This window comes from Nocardia amamiensis (assembly GCF_015477605.1).
Lineage (GTDB): Bacteria > Actinomycetota > Actinomycetes > Mycobacteriales > Mycobacteriaceae > Nocardia > Nocardia amamiensis_A.
Genome location: NZ_JADLQX010000017.1, coordinates 127,530 through 141,724, shown reverse-complemented (window position 1 = coordinate 141,724; position 14,195 = coordinate 127,530). Strand labels below are relative to the sequence as shown.

13 protein-coding genes are annotated in these 14,195 nt (G+C 68.9%); 5 read left to right on the top strand and 8 right to left on the bottom strand.

Going from position 1 to position 14,195, the window contains the following annotated elements; translation table 11 throughout:
- Positions 1 to 140: 140 nt before the first annotated feature.
- Positions 141 to 509: an Rv2175c family DNA-binding protein gene (locus IU459_RS22820; protein WP_195131593.1), complete on the bottom strand. Its 369-nt coding sequence runs from the start codon at positions 507 to 509 to the stop codon at positions 141 to 143.
- Positions 510 to 661: 152 nt separating this feature from the next.
- Between IU459_RS22820 and pknB the strand changes: the two genes are divergently transcribed.
- Positions 662 to 2,647 carry a Stk1 family PASTA domain-containing Ser/Thr kinase gene (gene pknB / locus IU459_RS22815; protein ID WP_228838336.1) on the top strand — a complete coding sequence of 662 codons (1,986 nt, stop codon included), beginning with the start codon at positions 662 to 664 and terminating at the stop codon, positions 2,645 to 2,647.
- Positions 2,648 to 2,683: 36 nt separating this feature from the next.
- On the opposite strand, the gene IU459_RS22810 is transcribed toward pknB, so the two are convergent.
- Positions 2,684 to 4,069, bottom strand: coding sequence for a class II 3-deoxy-7-phosphoheptulonate synthase (locus IU459_RS22810; RefSeq protein ID WP_195131592.1), 1,386 nt, complete (start codon positions 4,067 to 4,069; stop codon positions 2,684 to 2,686).
- Between the two features lie 187 nt (positions 4,070 to 4,256).
- Between IU459_RS22810 and IU459_RS22805 the strand changes: the two genes are divergently transcribed.
- The gene (locus IU459_RS22805) at positions 4,257 to 4,757 is read left to right on the top strand and encodes a polyadenylate-specific 3'-exoribonuclease AS (protein ID WP_195131642.1); all 501 of its coding nucleotides are present in this window, start codon (positions 4,257 to 4,259) and stop codon (positions 4,755 to 4,757) included.
- A gap of 63 nt (positions 4,758 to 4,820) precedes the next feature.
- Here the strand turns inward: IU459_RS22805 and qcrB are convergent, their stop codons facing one another.
- The 4 genes from qcrB to ctaE all read right to left on the bottom strand — a co-directional run bounded on the left by qcrB (position 4,821) and on the right by ctaE (position 9,196).
- On the bottom strand, positions 4,821 to 6,440 hold the full coding sequence (gene qcrB, locus IU459_RS22800) for a cytochrome bc1 complex cytochrome b subunit (RefSeq protein WP_195131591.1): 1,620 nt from the start codon (positions 6,438 to 6,440) through the stop codon (positions 4,821 to 4,823).
- On the bottom strand, positions 6,437 to 7,612 hold the full coding sequence (gene qcrA / locus IU459_RS22795) for a cytochrome bc1 complex Rieske iron-sulfur subunit (protein WP_195131590.1): 1,176 nt from the start codon (positions 7,610 to 7,612) through the stop codon (positions 6,437 to 6,439). The genes qcrB and qcrA overlap by 4 nt, the downstream gene beginning before the upstream one ends.
- 20 nt (positions 7,613 to 7,632) lie before the next feature.
- Positions 7,633 to 8,496, bottom strand: coding sequence for a cytochrome bc1 complex diheme cytochrome c subunit (qcrC, locus tag IU459_RS22790; protein ID WP_195131589.1), 864 nt, complete (start codon positions 8,494 to 8,496; stop codon positions 7,633 to 7,635).
- Positions 8,497 to 8,584: 88 nt separating this feature from the next.
- Positions 8,585 to 9,196: an aa3-type cytochrome oxidase subunit III gene (gene ctaE / locus IU459_RS22785; protein ID WP_195131588.1), complete on the bottom strand. Its 612-nt coding sequence runs from the start codon at positions 9,194 to 9,196 to the stop codon at positions 8,585 to 8,587.
- 199 nt (positions 9,197 to 9,395) lie between these two features.
- Here ctaE and IU459_RS22780 point away from each other — a divergent pair, with 199 nt between their 5' ends.
- The 3 genes from IU459_RS22780 (at position 9,396) to IU459_RS22770 (ending at position 11,745) form a co-directional block, all read left to right on the top strand.
- Positions 9,396 to 9,824 carry a hypothetical protein gene (locus tag IU459_RS22780; RefSeq protein ID WP_195131587.1) on the top strand — a complete coding sequence of 143 codons (429 nt, stop codon included), beginning with the start codon at positions 9,396 to 9,398 and terminating at the stop codon, positions 9,822 to 9,824.
- A gap of 260 nt (positions 9,825 to 10,084) precedes the next feature.
- A complete protein-coding gene (gene trpD, locus IU459_RS22775) occupies positions 10,085 to 11,146 on the top strand; it encodes an anthranilate phosphoribosyltransferase (RefSeq protein WP_195131586.1) in 1,062 nt (353 codons plus the stop codon).
- A 299-nt stretch (positions 11,147 to 11,445) separates the two neighbouring features.
- Positions 11,446 to 11,745: a hypothetical protein gene (locus tag IU459_RS22770; RefSeq protein WP_195131585.1), complete on the top strand. Its 300-nt coding sequence runs from the start codon at positions 11,446 to 11,448 to the stop codon at positions 11,743 to 11,745.
- 6 nt (positions 11,746 to 11,751) lie between these two features.
- Here IU459_RS22770 and IU459_RS22765 read toward each other — a convergent pair whose 3' ends face one another.
- Positions 11,752 to 12,027: an Lrp/AsnC family transcriptional regulator gene (locus IU459_RS22765; protein ID WP_195131584.1), complete on the bottom strand. Its 276-nt coding sequence runs from the start codon at positions 12,025 to 12,027 to the stop codon at positions 11,752 to 11,754.
- A gap of 5 nt (positions 12,028 to 12,032) precedes the next feature.
- A complete protein-coding gene (locus IU459_RS22760; protein WP_195131583.1) occupies positions 12,033 to 14,138 on the bottom strand; it encodes a DEDD exonuclease domain-containing protein in 2,106 nt (701 codons plus the stop codon).
- Between the last annotated feature and the right edge of the window lie 57 nt (positions 14,139 to 14,195).

Sequence of the window (14,195 nt, the reverse complement as noted above, 5' to 3'; positions counted from 1 at the left end):
CAGCGAGAGCGAGCATTCCCTGTTCCCGGCCCGGCTCGCGTCCGAGCGGCCGTCGCGTTCGCGACGAAGTCGCCAGCGGCGGTCGCTCGGACGCGAGCCACAAGGGGGCCGCGAACACGCAGCGCCGCAGGCGCTGCAAATTAAAACGGATCCGCCGCGGCTCGGCGCAGTACCTCACGGGCAAGCGGGCCGTGCAGGGCGTCGATCGGTTTGCCGGGCAGGCTGTCGTCCTCAGTGAAGACCCATTCCAGGATCTCCTCGTCGGTGTACTTTGCGTCGCGCATCACCGTGATCAGGCCCGGGAGCGGCTTCACCACCGCGCCGGTGTCGTCGAAGAAGCGCTCCGGGATACCCGCGACGCCGTTTCTGCGCACGGCGATCAGTTGGTGGTCGCGCAGCATCTGATGCACCCGGGTCACCACCAGCCCGAGTCGGTCGGCCACCTCCGGCAGCGGCACCAGGGTCACCGACTGGGGAAGGACGTCCTCACTGCAGGGAAATGCACTCACCCGCACAACGGTAGACCGTCTGGCCTCGCACGTCGTGAGACACCCGGTGCGGCGGGAGTCGATACCATCGTGAGGGCCGCAAAGAGCGGCCGATCGCTCGGCGCAGGTAGTGCGCGAGGGGTGCGAGCTTTGGGAAAGCCGGAGGAAGTCACTTGATCGGCCAGATGCTGGAAGGGCGCTATCGGATCGACGCGCCGATCGCCCGCGGCGGCATGTCGATGGTCTTCCGGGGGGTCGACACCCGCCTGGACCGCCCGGTCGCCATCAAGGTGATGGACCCCAAGTTCGCCGGTGACCCGCAGTTCCTGTCCCGGTTCGAGTTCGAGGCGCGCGCGGTCGCCAAGCTCAAGCATCCGTCGCTGGTCGCGGTGTACGACCAGGGCGTCGACGGCGACCACCCGTTCCTGATCATGGAGCTGGTCGAGGGCGGCACGCTGCGCGAACTGCTGCGTGAACGCGGGCCGATGCCGCCGCACGCCGTGCGCGCGGTCGCCGAGCCGGTGCTGGCGGCCATCGGCGTCGCGCACGCGGCGGGGCTGGTGCATCGCGACATCAAGCCGGAGAACGTGCTGATCTCCGACGCCGGCGAGGTGAAGATCGCCGATTTCGGCCTGGTCCGCGCGGTCGCCGCGGCGAACACCACCTCGGCGAGCGTCATCCTGGGCACCGCCGCCTACCTCTCCCCCGAGCAGGTCACCAGCGGCACCGCCGATTCCCGCAGCGACGTGTACTCCTTCGGCCTGCTGATCTTCGAAATGCTCACCGGCCGTGTGCCTTTCACCGGCGACACGGCACTGTCGGTGGCCTATCAGCGGATCGAGAACGACGTGCCGAGCCCGAGCGGTTTCATTTCCGGGGTGCCGCCGGAGTTCGACGAGTTCGTCGCGAAGGCCACCGCGCGCGAGCCCGCGCACCGGTTCGCGGACGCGACCGAGATGGCGGCCGCGCTGCGGCAGCTCGCCGCGGCCCTGCAACTGCCCGCCTATCGGGTGCCGGCGCCCCAGGAGTCGGCCGAACATCTCAGCGCAAGCTACCGGGCCGTCGCGCCGGAGCCCGACGGCCGCCAGGGTCTCGCCGGCGCGTCGGTGCGTGAGCCGCACCCACCGCAACAGGTGCAGCACACCAAAGTGGTGACCGCACAGCGCCCCCGCGTCGACTATGGACCTCCGGACGGCTACGACCGGACGGACGGCTACGACCAGCCACCCGTGCGCCAGGCTCACCCGGCGCCGCCGTATTCGCCCTACGCCGACGCACTCGATCGGTCCCGGCGCACCGTGTGGATGTGGGTGGCCATCGTCGCGGTCCTGACCCTGCTGGTCGGCATCGGCGGTTGGTGGCTCGGTTTCGGCCGCTATTCGCCCGTTCCGCCGGTCGCGGGGTTGAGCACCGACAAGGCGATCGCCACGCTCCAGGAGGCCGGGTTCCAGACCGAGGTCCGGCAGAAGGCGTCCGACACCGTCCCCGTGGGCGGCGTGGTCGGCAGCGACCCATCGGCCGGGTCCAAGGTCACCAAAGCGTCGACGGTCGCCGTGCTGGTCTCCAACGGCAAACCCAAGGTGCCGGACGTCCAACCCGGTGACCAGGTGTCGAAGGTCAATCAGTTGATCCGGGACAACGGCCTGCAGCCGGTCGACGCCGGGGAGGAATCCAGCACCGCGCCCAAAGGCACCATCGCCAGGGTGGAACCGAGGCCGGGCACCGTGCTGCCGCTCGGAGCGCAGGTGAAGGTGTTCCGCAGCAAGGGGTCTCAACCCGTGCGGGTGCCCGACGTGCGCGGCCGCCCCGCCGCGGAGGCGGTGAAGATTCTCACCGCGGCCGGGATCACGGTGCGAGAGAACCGGAGTCAGTTCGATCGCGGCGTCGAGGCCGATCATGCCATCGGCACCGAACCCGGTGCGGGAGCGACGATTCAGTCCGGCGACGGCGTCGTCTTGCTGGTCTCCAACGCGTTGAAGATGCCGAGTCTGCTCGGCGCCACCGTCGGCGACGCCAGGACACGGCTGACGAGCCTGGGTTTGCAGGTCCAGGTCAGCCAGCTCACCCGGTCGGACTCGTCGGTGATCATTTCGCAGACACCCGCCATCGGGGCCAACGTCGAGCCCGGTAGCACCGTGTCACTGGTCGCGCTTCCCTGATCTCGGCGCACCGGATGCCGACCGGTGCGCCGGAACTCAGCGCAGCATCTCCGCGACCAGGAAGGCCAGCTCCAGCGACTGCTGGGTGTTCAGCCGGGGATCGCAGGCGGTCTCGTAACGGCCGGACAGATCGAGGTCGGAGATGTCCTGGGCGCCGCCGAGGCATTCGGTGACGTCCTCGCCGGTCAGTTCGATGTGCATGCCGCCGGGATGCGTGCCGAGCGCGTGGTGCACCTCGAAGAACCCCTGCACCTCGTCGACGACGCGGTCGAAGTGGCGGGTCTTGAACCCGGTGGACGACTCGTGCGTGTTGCCGTGCATCGGGTCGCACTGCCAGATCACCTGGTGGCCGGTGGCCTGCACCTTTTCGATGATGGGCGGCAGCACGTCGCGGACCTTGCTGTGGCCCATGCGGGACACGATGGTCAGCCTGCCGGGTTCGTTGTTCGGGTCCAGCCGCTCGACGTATTCCACGGCCTGCTCGGGCGTGGTGGAGGGGCCGATCTTCAGGCCGATCGGATTGGCGATCAGCTCCGCGAACGCGATATGCGCACCGTCGAGCTGACGGGTGCGCTCGCCGATCCAGAGGAAATGCGCGGACAGGTCGTAGAGCACCGGCTCGCCGATCGCGTTCTCGCTCAACCGCAGCATGGCGCGCTCGTAGTCCAGGACCAGCGCCTCGTGGCTGGCGTAGATGCGCGCCGATTTCAGGCTGGGATCGTTGACCCGGCACGCCGTCATGAACGCGAGGCCGCGGTCGATCTCCTCGGCCAGCGCCTCGTACCGGGCGCCTGCGGGCGACTGGGCCACGAAGTCGCGGTTCCAGTCGTGCACCTTGTGCAGGTCGGCCATGCCCGCGCCGGTGAGGGCCCGCACCAGGTTCATCGCGGCGCTGGCGTTGGCGTAGGCGCGGACCAGGCGCGACGGGTCGTGCTCGCGCAGTGCCGCGTCGGCGGTCAGCGCGTTCACCATGTCGCCGCGGTAGGACTTGAGGCCGAGCGAATCGAGGTCCGAGGAGCGCGGTTTGGCGTACTGCCCCGCGATCCGCGCCACCTTGACCACCGGCAGGCTCGCGCCGTAGGTGAGCACGACGGCCATCTGCAGCAGCGTGCGGATGTTGCCACGAATGTGCGGCTCGGTGTTGTCGGCGAACGTCTCGGCGCAGTCGCCGCCCTGCATGAGGAAAGCCTCGCCGCGGGCGACCTCGGCCAGCTGCGACCGCAGCTCCTCCACTTCGGCCGGCACGCAGATCGGCGGCACGCTCTCCAGTACGGTGCGCATCATGGCCGCCTGTTCCGGATCCCAGGACGGTTGCTGCAGCGCGGGGCGCGCCAGCGCGTCGTCCAGCCGTCTGCGCAGCTCGGCGGGCAGCGGCGGCAGTTCCGGCAGGCGATCGATGGGTACGTCGACGGTCCAGTTCACCAGTTCAGAATACGGACCGATCGCCCTCCAGGGATACCCGGTGGTAGTGGTGGAAGCTCGCACCAAGGTGGCGGAAATCTCCACCGTATGGGCCCTTGCGAGCGGGCATCAGCCGTCACCATAGGGTTTGCTGGGAACTCGTCATCTGCCGCAAAGGCACCTGGAAGCCGAGGAGAGACCGATCTCGCTGAGATATTTTTACGACTGCGAATTCATCGAAGACGGAGTGACCATCGATTTGGTCTCCATCGGCGTCGTCTGCGAGGACGGCCGGGAGTACTACGCGGTGTCCACCGAGTTCGATCCCGATCGTGCGGGGCCGTGGGTGCGCAAATTCGTGTTGCCGCTGCTGCCGCCGCCGTCCTCACCGCTGTGGCGCAGCCGTGCGCGGATCCGCGACGAGCTGTACGCCTTCCTGGTGCCGAGGCCGAGCGTGCAGCCGGAGCTGTGGGCCTGGGTCGCCGCCTACGACCATGTGGCGCTGTGCCAGCTCTGGGGGTCCATGGTCGACCTCCCCAACGCGCTGCCCCGCTACACCAACGAATTACGCCAGCACTGGGAGGCGCATGGCCGTCCCGAGCTGCCGCCGATCCCACCCGACGCCCACGACGCGCTGGCCGACGCCCGGCACAACCTGGCCAAATTCGAAGCCATCGAAGCCGCCCGCCGCGCGGCGCCGCGCCTGTGACGCCCGCCGTGTGACGCACGACGGCCCCGAGTCGGATTCGACTCGGGGCCGTCGCGTGGGGGGTCAGTGGCCGTGCTTGCCGTTCGACGCCTCCTGAGCCCTCTGCAGCACCTTCAGCTGCTTGTGCTCTTCCTCGTGCTCGATCTCGAAGTGCCGGTCGCTTTCCTCCTGCGGGTCCGGCCGCAGGAAGCTACCGGTGCCCGGCTGGCCGGCCGAGCCCAGCTGGTTCATCCGCTTCGGGACCGGGGCGCCCTGGTACTCCAGCGGAATCGGGTGACCGTGCTCGTCCACCGGGCCGAGCGGCTGATGCACCTCGATGTACTCGCCGTGCGGCAGACGCTTGATCACACCGGTCTCGATGCCGTGCTCCAGCACCGCGCGGTCGCTGCGCTGCAAGCCCAGGCAGAACCGGTAGGTCAGGAAGTACGCGATCGGCGGCGCGACGAGCAGGCCGATGCGGCCGATCCACGTGGTCGCGTTCAGCGAGATGTCGAACTTCAGCGCGATGATGTCGTTCACGCACGACAGCGTCAGCACCACGTAGAACGCGATCGCCATCGCGCCGATCGCGGTGCGGACCGGCACGTCACGGGGGCGCTGCAACAGATTGTGATGTGCCGCTGTGTCGCCGGTGAGCCGCTTCTCGATCCACGGGTAGGCGATCAAGACGGTGAACACCAAGCCCATGATCAGTGCCACCCAGAAGACCGCGGGCACGGTGTAGTTACCGATGTACAGCTCCCACGGCGGCATCAAGCGAGCCATACCGTCGGTCCACATCATGTAGAAGTCCGGCTGCGAGCCCGCCGACACCTGCGAGGGGTTGTACGGGCCCAGGTTCCAGATCGGGTTGATCTGGAAGACGCCGCCCATGATCCCGACGATGCCGAGAGTGAAGGCGAAGAACGCGCCCTGGTCCGCGGCGAACACCGGCACGATGCGGGCGCCGACCACGTTGTTCTCGGTGCGGCCCGGGCCGGGGAACTGCGTGTGCTTCTGGTACCACACCAACGCCACATGCGCGGCGATCAGCGCCAGGATGATGCCCGGGAACAGCAGCACGTGCGCGATGTACAGGCGCGGGATGATGATGTCGCCGGGGAAGTCGCCGCCGAACATCAGCCAGTGCATCCACGTACCGATGATCGGAATCGAGATCGTGATGCCGGAGAACGCCGCCCGCAGACCTGTGCCCGAGAGCAGGTCGTCCGGCAGCGAGTAGCCGAAGAAGCCTTCGAACATCGCCAGGATCAGCAACAGCGAACCGATCACCCAGTTCGCCTCACGCGGCTTGCGGAAGGCGCCGGTGAAGAAGATCCGGAACAGGTGGATGATGATCGACGCCGCGAACAGCAGCGCCGCCCAGTGGTGCACCTGGCGGACGAACAGACCGCCGCGCACCTCGAAGGAGATGTTCAGCGCCGTCTCGTACGCCCGCGACATCGTCACGCCGCGCAGTGGCTGGTAGGCGCCGTCATAGACGACGTGACTCATGGACGGGTCGAAGAACAGGGTCAGATACACACCCGACAGCAGCAGGATGATGAAGCTGTAGAGCGCGATCTCCCCGAGCAGGAACGACCAATGTGTCGGGAAGACCTTGTTGATCGACCGCTTCATAAAGGCGGCGGCCCGGTACCGCTCGTCCGCCTCGCTGGCTTGGGCTGCGACAGAAGGACTCATGAACGGCGCTCCCAGTAGGCCGGGCCGAGCGGCTCGATGAAGTCGCCGTTGGCGACCAGGAAGCCCTCAGCGTTGACGGTGATCGGCAGCTGCGGCAGCGCGCGAGCGGCGGGACCGAAGACCGGCTTGCCCCATTCGGTCGCGGAGAACTGCGACTGGTGGCAGGGGCACAGGATCCGGTTGGTCTGCTGCTCGAACAGCGAGGTCGGGCAGCCGAGGTGGGTGCAGATCTTGGAGTAGGCGAAGTAGTCGCCGTAGTTGAAGCTCTCCTGACCCTTGCGCTTGATCGCCTTCTGCGCGTCTTCGGTGCGCAGGCGGATCAGCATGACGGCGTTGCGGATACCGCGCAGCGACTCCAGCGTGGCGTGCTCGTCGCCGCGCCACTTCTCCTTCCACGGGAACACCGTCTCCATGGCGCCCGCGTCCAGGTCCTCCGGACGCACCAGCACGACGTCGTCCGGGCGACCGGTGTCGCGGCGGATGTAGATGGTCTCGCCCGGGTAGTCCGGGGTCCAGCCGGAGACCCACAGCGGCGACTTGTCGCCCTTGGCCCACGGGTTCTTGATCATGCCGCCGACGAACACCAGCAGCGCGCCGATACCGAGCACGCCGACACCGGCGCCCGCGGTACGGGTGATCATCTTGCGGCGGCCCAGGGTGGAGGTCTCCAGCGCGTCCTGCAGCTCGGCCACCAGGGTGCGGCGCTCGACCTCAGGCGATGGACCGTCGTGCCGCTCCTGGATGGACAGCTCGGCGGGGATGAACAGCTTGCGGATCAGCACCACCGCCACGCCGATGACCAGCACCGAGATGCCGAAGGTCAGGCCGATCAACGGGGTGAACAGGGAGTAGAGCCCGTGGCCCTCCTCTTCCTTGCCCTTGAACTCCCACGGCCAGAACAGGAACACGCCGACCAGCGCCGCGGCCGCGATACCGGACACGGCGAACCAGAAGGTCACCGCGCGCTCGGCCCGCTTCTCCGCGCGGGTGCCCGGGATCGGGAAACGCTCGCGCCGGTAGGCGACGTCGACGCCGTCGCGCTCGGTACCCAGCTTGACCAGCTCATCGCGCGACATCGCGTCGAGTTCCGCCTCGGTCGGCTCCGCCGGAGTGGCGGGCACCGACTGCTCCTGCGACGGTCGCGTGTCGCGGCCCTCATCCGGCCGACCCATGTCGTCTCGCTCCTTATCCATCATGACCTCGATCCGATCCACATCGCGGCGCCGACCACGAGCGTGATGCCGACCACCCAGATGGCCAGGCCCTCGGTCGCGGGACCGAACCCACCGAGATCCCAGCCGCCCGGGCTGCGCTCCTCGGTCGAGTTCTTGACGTAGGCGATGATGTCGCGCTTCTCCTCCGGGCTCAGCTGACGGTCGGAGAACTTCGGCATGTTCTGCGGACCGGTGAGCATCGCGGCGAGGATCTGCTGCTCGTTCGCGGGTTCCAGCGGCGGCGCGAACTTACCGGAGGACAGCGCGCCGCCCCGTCCGGTGAAGTTGTGGCAGGACGCGCAGTTCATCCGGAACAGCTCCGAACCGCGGGCGATGTCCGCACCGCGCAGCGACTCCTGGGCGACCTCGCCGTTGGCGTCGCGGACCACCGTCGGACCGCCGCCGTTGGCCGCCACGTACGCGCTCAGCGCGTCGGTCTGGTGGGCGTCGAACTTCGGTGGCTTGCGCTGCGCCTGGGCCTCGTTGCGGGCCATCGGCATGCGGCCGGACGACACCTGGAAGTAGACGGCGGCCTCGCCGACGCCGATCAGGCTCGGACCACGGTCGGGCACACCCTGCAGGTTCGCGCCGTGGCAGGTGATGCAGGACGTGTCGTAGAGCTGCTGGCCCTCGCGGATCAGCGCGGACTGGTCCTCGTTCGCGGTCGCGCGCTGAGGGTCCGGCGTCAGGGCCGATGCCAGGAAGCCTGCTCCGACGAGGCCCACCAGCAGCGCAAGCCCGCCCGCGATGCGACGGCGAACGCGGCGCTGCCTGCGCGTCTTGCTGGCCTGGCCGTTCCCGGGGCTGGCGGGCTCTGGCGCTGACGGGGGAGATGAACTCATCTGTGTCCCTTTGGAGTAGACGGAACCGACTTGTGCGAAAGATCTGGGGTGTCGCCGCGCCTGCTGCACGGCGGCGCGACGTCCACGCTCAGCGGACGAAGTAGATCGTGGCGAACAACCCGATCCACACGATGTCGACGAAGTGCCAGTAGTAGGAGACGACGATCGCTGCGGTGGCCTGCGCGGGAGTGAACTTGCTCACCTTGGTGCGGGCCAGCAGGAACAGGAACGCGATGAGACCGCCGATGACGTGCAGACCGTGGAAGCCGGTGGTGATGTAGAACACCGAGCCGTACGAGCTGCTGGCGATCGAGGTGCCCTCACCGACGAGGTTGTAGTACTCGTAGCCCTGGCCGCCGACGAAGAACGCGCCCATCAGGAAGGTGATGACATACCAGCGGCGCAGGCCGAACACGTCGCCCTTCTCCGCGGCGAACACGCCCATCTGGCAGGTGAACGACGACGCGACCAGCACGGCGGTGACCGGCACAGCGAGCTTCAGGTTCAGCTCGGTCGGCTCCGGCGGCCAGTGACCGTGCGCCTGGGCGCGCGCGACGAAGTACATCGCGAACAGGCCGGCGAAGAACATCAGCTCGCTCGACAGCCAGATGATGGTACCGACGCTGACCATGTTGGGCCGGTTCAGCGAATGCACACGCTGGGTAATGGCCGATCCTGGGGTCCCTACTGCGGTCGTCACGGGGGTAAGTATGACTCGTCGTAGTACGACAGCAGTACCCGGGTACGAAACTCGTTCTTCCGTGTTGGAAAACGCACCGGAGGACGGGCTCTCGACCAGGCGCGGACCAGGGGACGCCGTGTGCGCGTATCCCCGAACCGGTCGCACTGGCGGACGAACGCGCTGCCAGCATGACAGGCACGGATAAGGAGAAGCTGAGATGGAGGCGAAGGTGGCACCACGGCTGTGGCGGCGGCTCTTCCGGCGGGACCGGCCGGTGGAGCTGGATCCGAACCGTGCGGATCTGGTGGTGGTCGTCTCCAGCTTCGACGACGCGGAGGCGTGTTCGACGGCGCTGGCGCGCGCGACCGGACTGACGCCGGACGCGCCCGCGGTGCTGCGCCACCACCTGCGCATCCCGCCCCGGCACGTCGAGACCGTCTGCGCGATCGCCGCACAGGACGGATACGCGCCGGCGCCCCCGGTCGGCGGGCCGGGCACCGACGCTTTCGAGGCGGTGATCCTCCAGCGGGTCCAACTGCTCGACGCGCTGCACTGCGCACAGGAGCGCTCGCGCATGGCCGGTCTCGCACAGCGCCACGACGGCAACGCCGACGGCTGGGACGCCCTGCAACCAAGCTGTGTTTGATTGCAATGCTCGATCTCGCTCCGCTCGAAAGACGGTGTCGGGCCCAGTGGTCACGCGCAGCGCCAACCTCGGGGCCTCGAGGTTCGCCGACCCCGGCGTAGCCACGGCCTGGTTACTGCCGCCTGCGCTGCGTATTCGCTGCTCGCTCATGTGGCGGGGGCGGCGAATGCCCGGTATCGGTGCGCTGGAAGGCAGTGGTGGGCCTAGGCTGCTTGCGGACGAACTGGTGCGCGAGACCAGTGTGACGGGAGAAGTGTGGAATGAGCGTGCGCAGCTGGCCCCAGGTGCTCGGGACCCTCGCCGACGGTGGCGACCTGGCGGCGGACGACACGGCGTGGGCGATGAACGAGATCATGTCCGACAACGCCACCTCCGCGCAGATCGCCGCGTTCGGTGTCGCCATGAAGATCAAGGGCCCCACGCCCGCCGAGCTGACCGGTCTGGCCGCGGGCATGCTCCACCACGCGCGGCTGGTGCCCATCGACGGCGACGCGGTCGACATCGTCGGCACCGGCGGCGACCGCTCCGGCTCGGTGAACATCTCCACCATGTCCTCGATCGTGGTGGCCGCCGCCGGCGTCCCGGTCGTCAAGCACGGCAACCGGGCCGCGTCGTCCAAGAGCGGCGGCGCCGACGTGCTGGAGGCGCTCGGCGTGAAGCTCGTGCTCGGTCCCGAGGCGGTGGCCCGCTGTGTGCGGGAGGTCGGCATCGGATTCTGTTTCGCGCCCGTCTTCCATCCCGCGCTGCGGTACGCGGGAGCGGCGCGCAGGGAGATCGGCATTCCCACCGTCTTCAATGTGCTCGGGCCGCTGACCAACCCGGCGCAGCCCCGCGCGGGCCTGGTCGGGTGCGCGTTCCCCGATCTGCTCCCGGTGATCGCGGGCGTGTTTGCCGAGCGCGGCGCCAGCACGCTGGTCGTGCGCGGTAACGACGGTCTGGACGAGATCACCACCTCCGACACCACCACCGCGTGGATCGTGACCGGCGGCCGCACCCGCCAGACGACCATCGATCCCACCCGGATCGGCATCCCGCGGGTGGAGCTGGACGCGTTGCGCGGCGGCGACGCCGAGGTCAACGCGGGCGTGGCGCGGGAGGTGTTCGCCGGCGGCGGCGCGGCGGTGCGTGACGCGGTGCTGCTCAATTCGGCTGCCGCGATCGTGGCCTACGACTGGTCGCGCGGCGAGGGCGATCCCGACGCCGACCTGCACGACGCGCTGGCCGCGGGCATCGACCGCGCCGCCGATGCCATCGACAGCGGCAAAGCGGCCGCGTTGCTGGAGCGCTGGGCGAAGCTGACGCAGACGCTCGGCGACAACTGACCAACCACCGCGGCACGGTACGCCGCGTCGGCGGGACGCCCGCGCTCGCGCCGGAACTCGTAGATCACGCCGTCGGTTTACCGGTGCGATGGTGGTGCGTCGCCACCTGGCTGTTGAGTTCGCCGAGCGATCGGCCGAGGCGATCCCCTCCGCCGCGCTGGCGTCCAACACGCCGTCTCGAGCGATCGCGCTGGTCAGCGTGGGTGCGCCGGATAGGGTCACCCCGCAATCCGGCGCACGGCGCACAGCTCAGCTAATCGGGCGCCGCGCGGTCGATTCGACCGACGAGGAGCACAGACATGCGATACACGTTTTCGGCGCTGCTCGGTGTAGTCGCCGCGGCAGGCATCGTCGCGGCCGCGCCTTGCGCGGGGGCGGCCACGGGGGTTCTGATCATCGACGACACGACCTATCGGGAACCGAGTGGCTGCCTGCATGTCGGCGATGGATCCGACGTGGAGGTGCGTAACTACACCGACAGCGTCGTGCGGATCTACGACTCGCCCGAATGCTCCGGCGACGTGGTCGACATACTCGGACCGGGCGAGCGCAACGTCTTTCCGGCCTACAGCGTCGAGATCGAAGACTCCGAAGGCTGAGCCGGACTACTCACCCAGCGAGAAACCCGCCTCCACCTCGGCGCGCGAGTACGACTTGAACGCGATGTGCGTCGTCGTTCGCAGGACACCGGCCGTCTTGTCGATCCGGCCGGTCACCACTTCCGCGATCTGCTCGTGATCACGCACCCGCACGATCGCGATCAGGTCCACGTCGCCCGCGCACGAGTACACCTCGGCGACGCCCTCGGTGTCCGCGACCGCCTGCGCGGTCTCCGGGATGCGGGCGTTGTCGGCGTGAATCAAGACGATCGCGGTAATCATGGTGCTCAGCCTAAGCGGTCCAGGTACGCCTGCTCGGTCGGTTGGGCACGCGCCGCGGCGTCGGCCAGCTCGACCCAGCCCAGCCACCGCGCCGCGCCGTACATCGGCTCCTGATACCCCTCGCTCGTCCGGACGATTCGCACCCCGGGTCGCGCCAACCAGCGCACCACCAAGGCGACCTCCTCGGGCGAGGCCCCGCGCAACGGTGGGGCGTTTGCGGGCGAGCAGTCGTGCTCGGACACGTCGGCGTGGAGGCCGATCGAATCGTTCGCCACGCAAGAGACCGGGGCGAACGCCGTATGCGCAACGGGCTGTCCAGCGTGCACGGACGACTCTGCTTCACTTGCACGCTCTTCGGGCCGCCGCAATCCGGCGAGCGGTACGACCGGCGAGTTCTCCGCGCCGCTAGCGCCTCTCGAGTCGACGGAATCGGCATCCGGCATCGACGCGGCCGAGCCCGAGCCTTCGGGCGACGCCGTCGCGCTGGATTCCACGATCGGCTCGGCGTGGCGGCGCGCGGCGACGGGGGCTTCTCCATCCGCAGGCGCATGCTCGAGGTGGTCGAAACCACCTCTAGGAACAACCGTTTCGGCGGCGGCAACAATCTGTTCCACGATCGGCATCGGCGGCACCGCGCGCGGCGCGGTACCGGAGCCGGCGAGGCGACCGTATCGGATGACCGCGAATTCCCAACCGCCGTTGCCGTCCGGGTGCGCGGCGACGAGCTCGGCGATTCGCGCCACCGCGGTGAGTCGCTGGGTGCGATGCAGCGCGCGCAGCACCCGGACGGCACGGTCGCGTAACCTCGCCGCGGCCTCGAAATGTTCGGCGCGCGAGTGGGTTTCGATTCGGTCGAGCATGGCCCGCAGCGGCGCGTCGGAGCGTCCGGCGAACAGTGCGCGCACGAGTGCGGGCGCGGACGCGTAGTCGGCTGTGCTCAGCGAGCTCCCGTCCGAGCCCGCTGGGCAGCCGCCGACGACCGCGGGCGGGCATCGGTGGACCGCGCCGCGGGGCAGCCGGGCGGTGCAGGTGCGCAAGCCGGTGAACTCCGCGATGATCACGCCCAAATCCGCGGCGTCGTTGCGGGAGTTGAACGGCCCGAGCGCATCCCAGGCCGGTTCCCGCACCACGGAGAAGCGCGGGAACGGCTCGTCGGTCAGGGTGAGCCACCATGCCCGCTTCGGGAATTTCGACCGCCGGTTGTACGGCGGGGTGTGCGCCACCAGCAGCCGCAGTTCTCGCACCCCCGCCTCGAGCGCGTGCGCGCACACCACGTGGTCGACCCGAGTCGCCAGGGACACCATCTCTTTCATCCGGCCCCTGGTCTCCGAACCGGTGAAGTAGTTGCGGACGCGGCGGCGCAAGTTCACGGCCGTCCCTATATAGAGGACTTCGTCGGAGGGACCACGGAACAGATACACCCCGGGGGCGGCGGGCAGATCCGCGGCGAGGAAACGCTTGGAACGCTGCCGGGGCGTCACGTCGGGCAGATAGTCGAGCAGCTCGGTGAGGCTGTGCACGCCTTGGTTGCCGACGCGGCCGATCAGGGCGTGCAGCACGTCCACGGTCGCACGCGCGTCCTGCAGGGCGCGATGGGTCGGCTGGGTGGTCGCGCCGAGCAAACGGGCCAGCGCGCTGAGCCGTACCGAGGGTGCTTCGTCGCGTCCGAGCACCCGCCGCGCGAGCTTCACGGTGCACAACACCTGCGCCGCCGGCCACGGAGTGTCGCACTGCGCGGCGGCGGCGCGCAGGAACGCCATGTCGAACCGGGCGTTGTGGGCGACGAGCACCGCACCGGCGGCGAATTCCAGGAAGCCGGGCAGCACCGCCTCGATCCGCGGGGCGGCATACACCATCGCGGTGGTGATCCCCGTGACGTGCACGACCGCGGGCGGTATCTCCCGTCCGGGATTGACGAGTGTGCCGAACTCGCCGAGCACCTCTCCGCCACGCACCTTGACCGCGCCGATCTCGGTGATGCAGTCCGAGCCCGGGCTGGTCCCCGTGGTCTCCAGGTCGACCACCACGAAGGTGGTCTCGTACAGAGGCGTGTCGAGTTCGTCGAAGGCCAGTTGCTTGGCGGCCGTCGCGTGCGGCGCTGGGTCGGGCACGGCGTGCAGCGTAGGACCACGGTCCGACAGGAAACCGCACGTGCGATCACGGCACGA

What these genes read in the sequence shown, in the direction of transcription:
- qcrB (WP_195131591.1), bottom strand. Translation starts at nt 6,440, where the DNA reads ATGAGTCCTTCTGTCGCAGCCCAAGCCAGCGAGGCGGACGAGCGGTAC.
- qcrA (WP_195131590.1), bottom strand. Translation starts at nt 7,612, where the DNA reads ATGGGTCGGCCGGATGAGGGCCGCGACACGCGACCGTCGCAGGAGCAG.
- qcrC (WP_195131589.1), bottom strand. Translation starts at nt 8,496, where the DNA reads ATGAGTTCATCTCCCCCGTCAGCGCCAGAGCCCGCCAGCCCCGGGAAC.
- IU459_RS22780 (WP_195131587.1), top strand. Translation starts at nt 9,396, where the DNA reads ATGGAGGCGAAGGTGGCACCACGGCTGTGGCGGCGGCTCTTCCGGCGG.
- trpD (WP_195131586.1), top strand. Translation starts at nt 10,085, where the DNA reads ATGAGCGTGCGCAGCTGGCCCCAGGTGCTCGGGACCCTCGCCGACGGT.
- IU459_RS22770 (WP_195131585.1), top strand. Translation starts at nt 11,446, where the DNA reads ATGCGATACACGTTTTCGGCGCTGCTCGGTGTAGTCGCCGCGGCAGGC.
- IU459_RS22765 (WP_195131584.1), bottom strand. Translation starts at nt 12,027, where the DNA reads ATGATTACCGCGATCGTCTTGATTCACGCCGACAACGCCCGCATCCCG.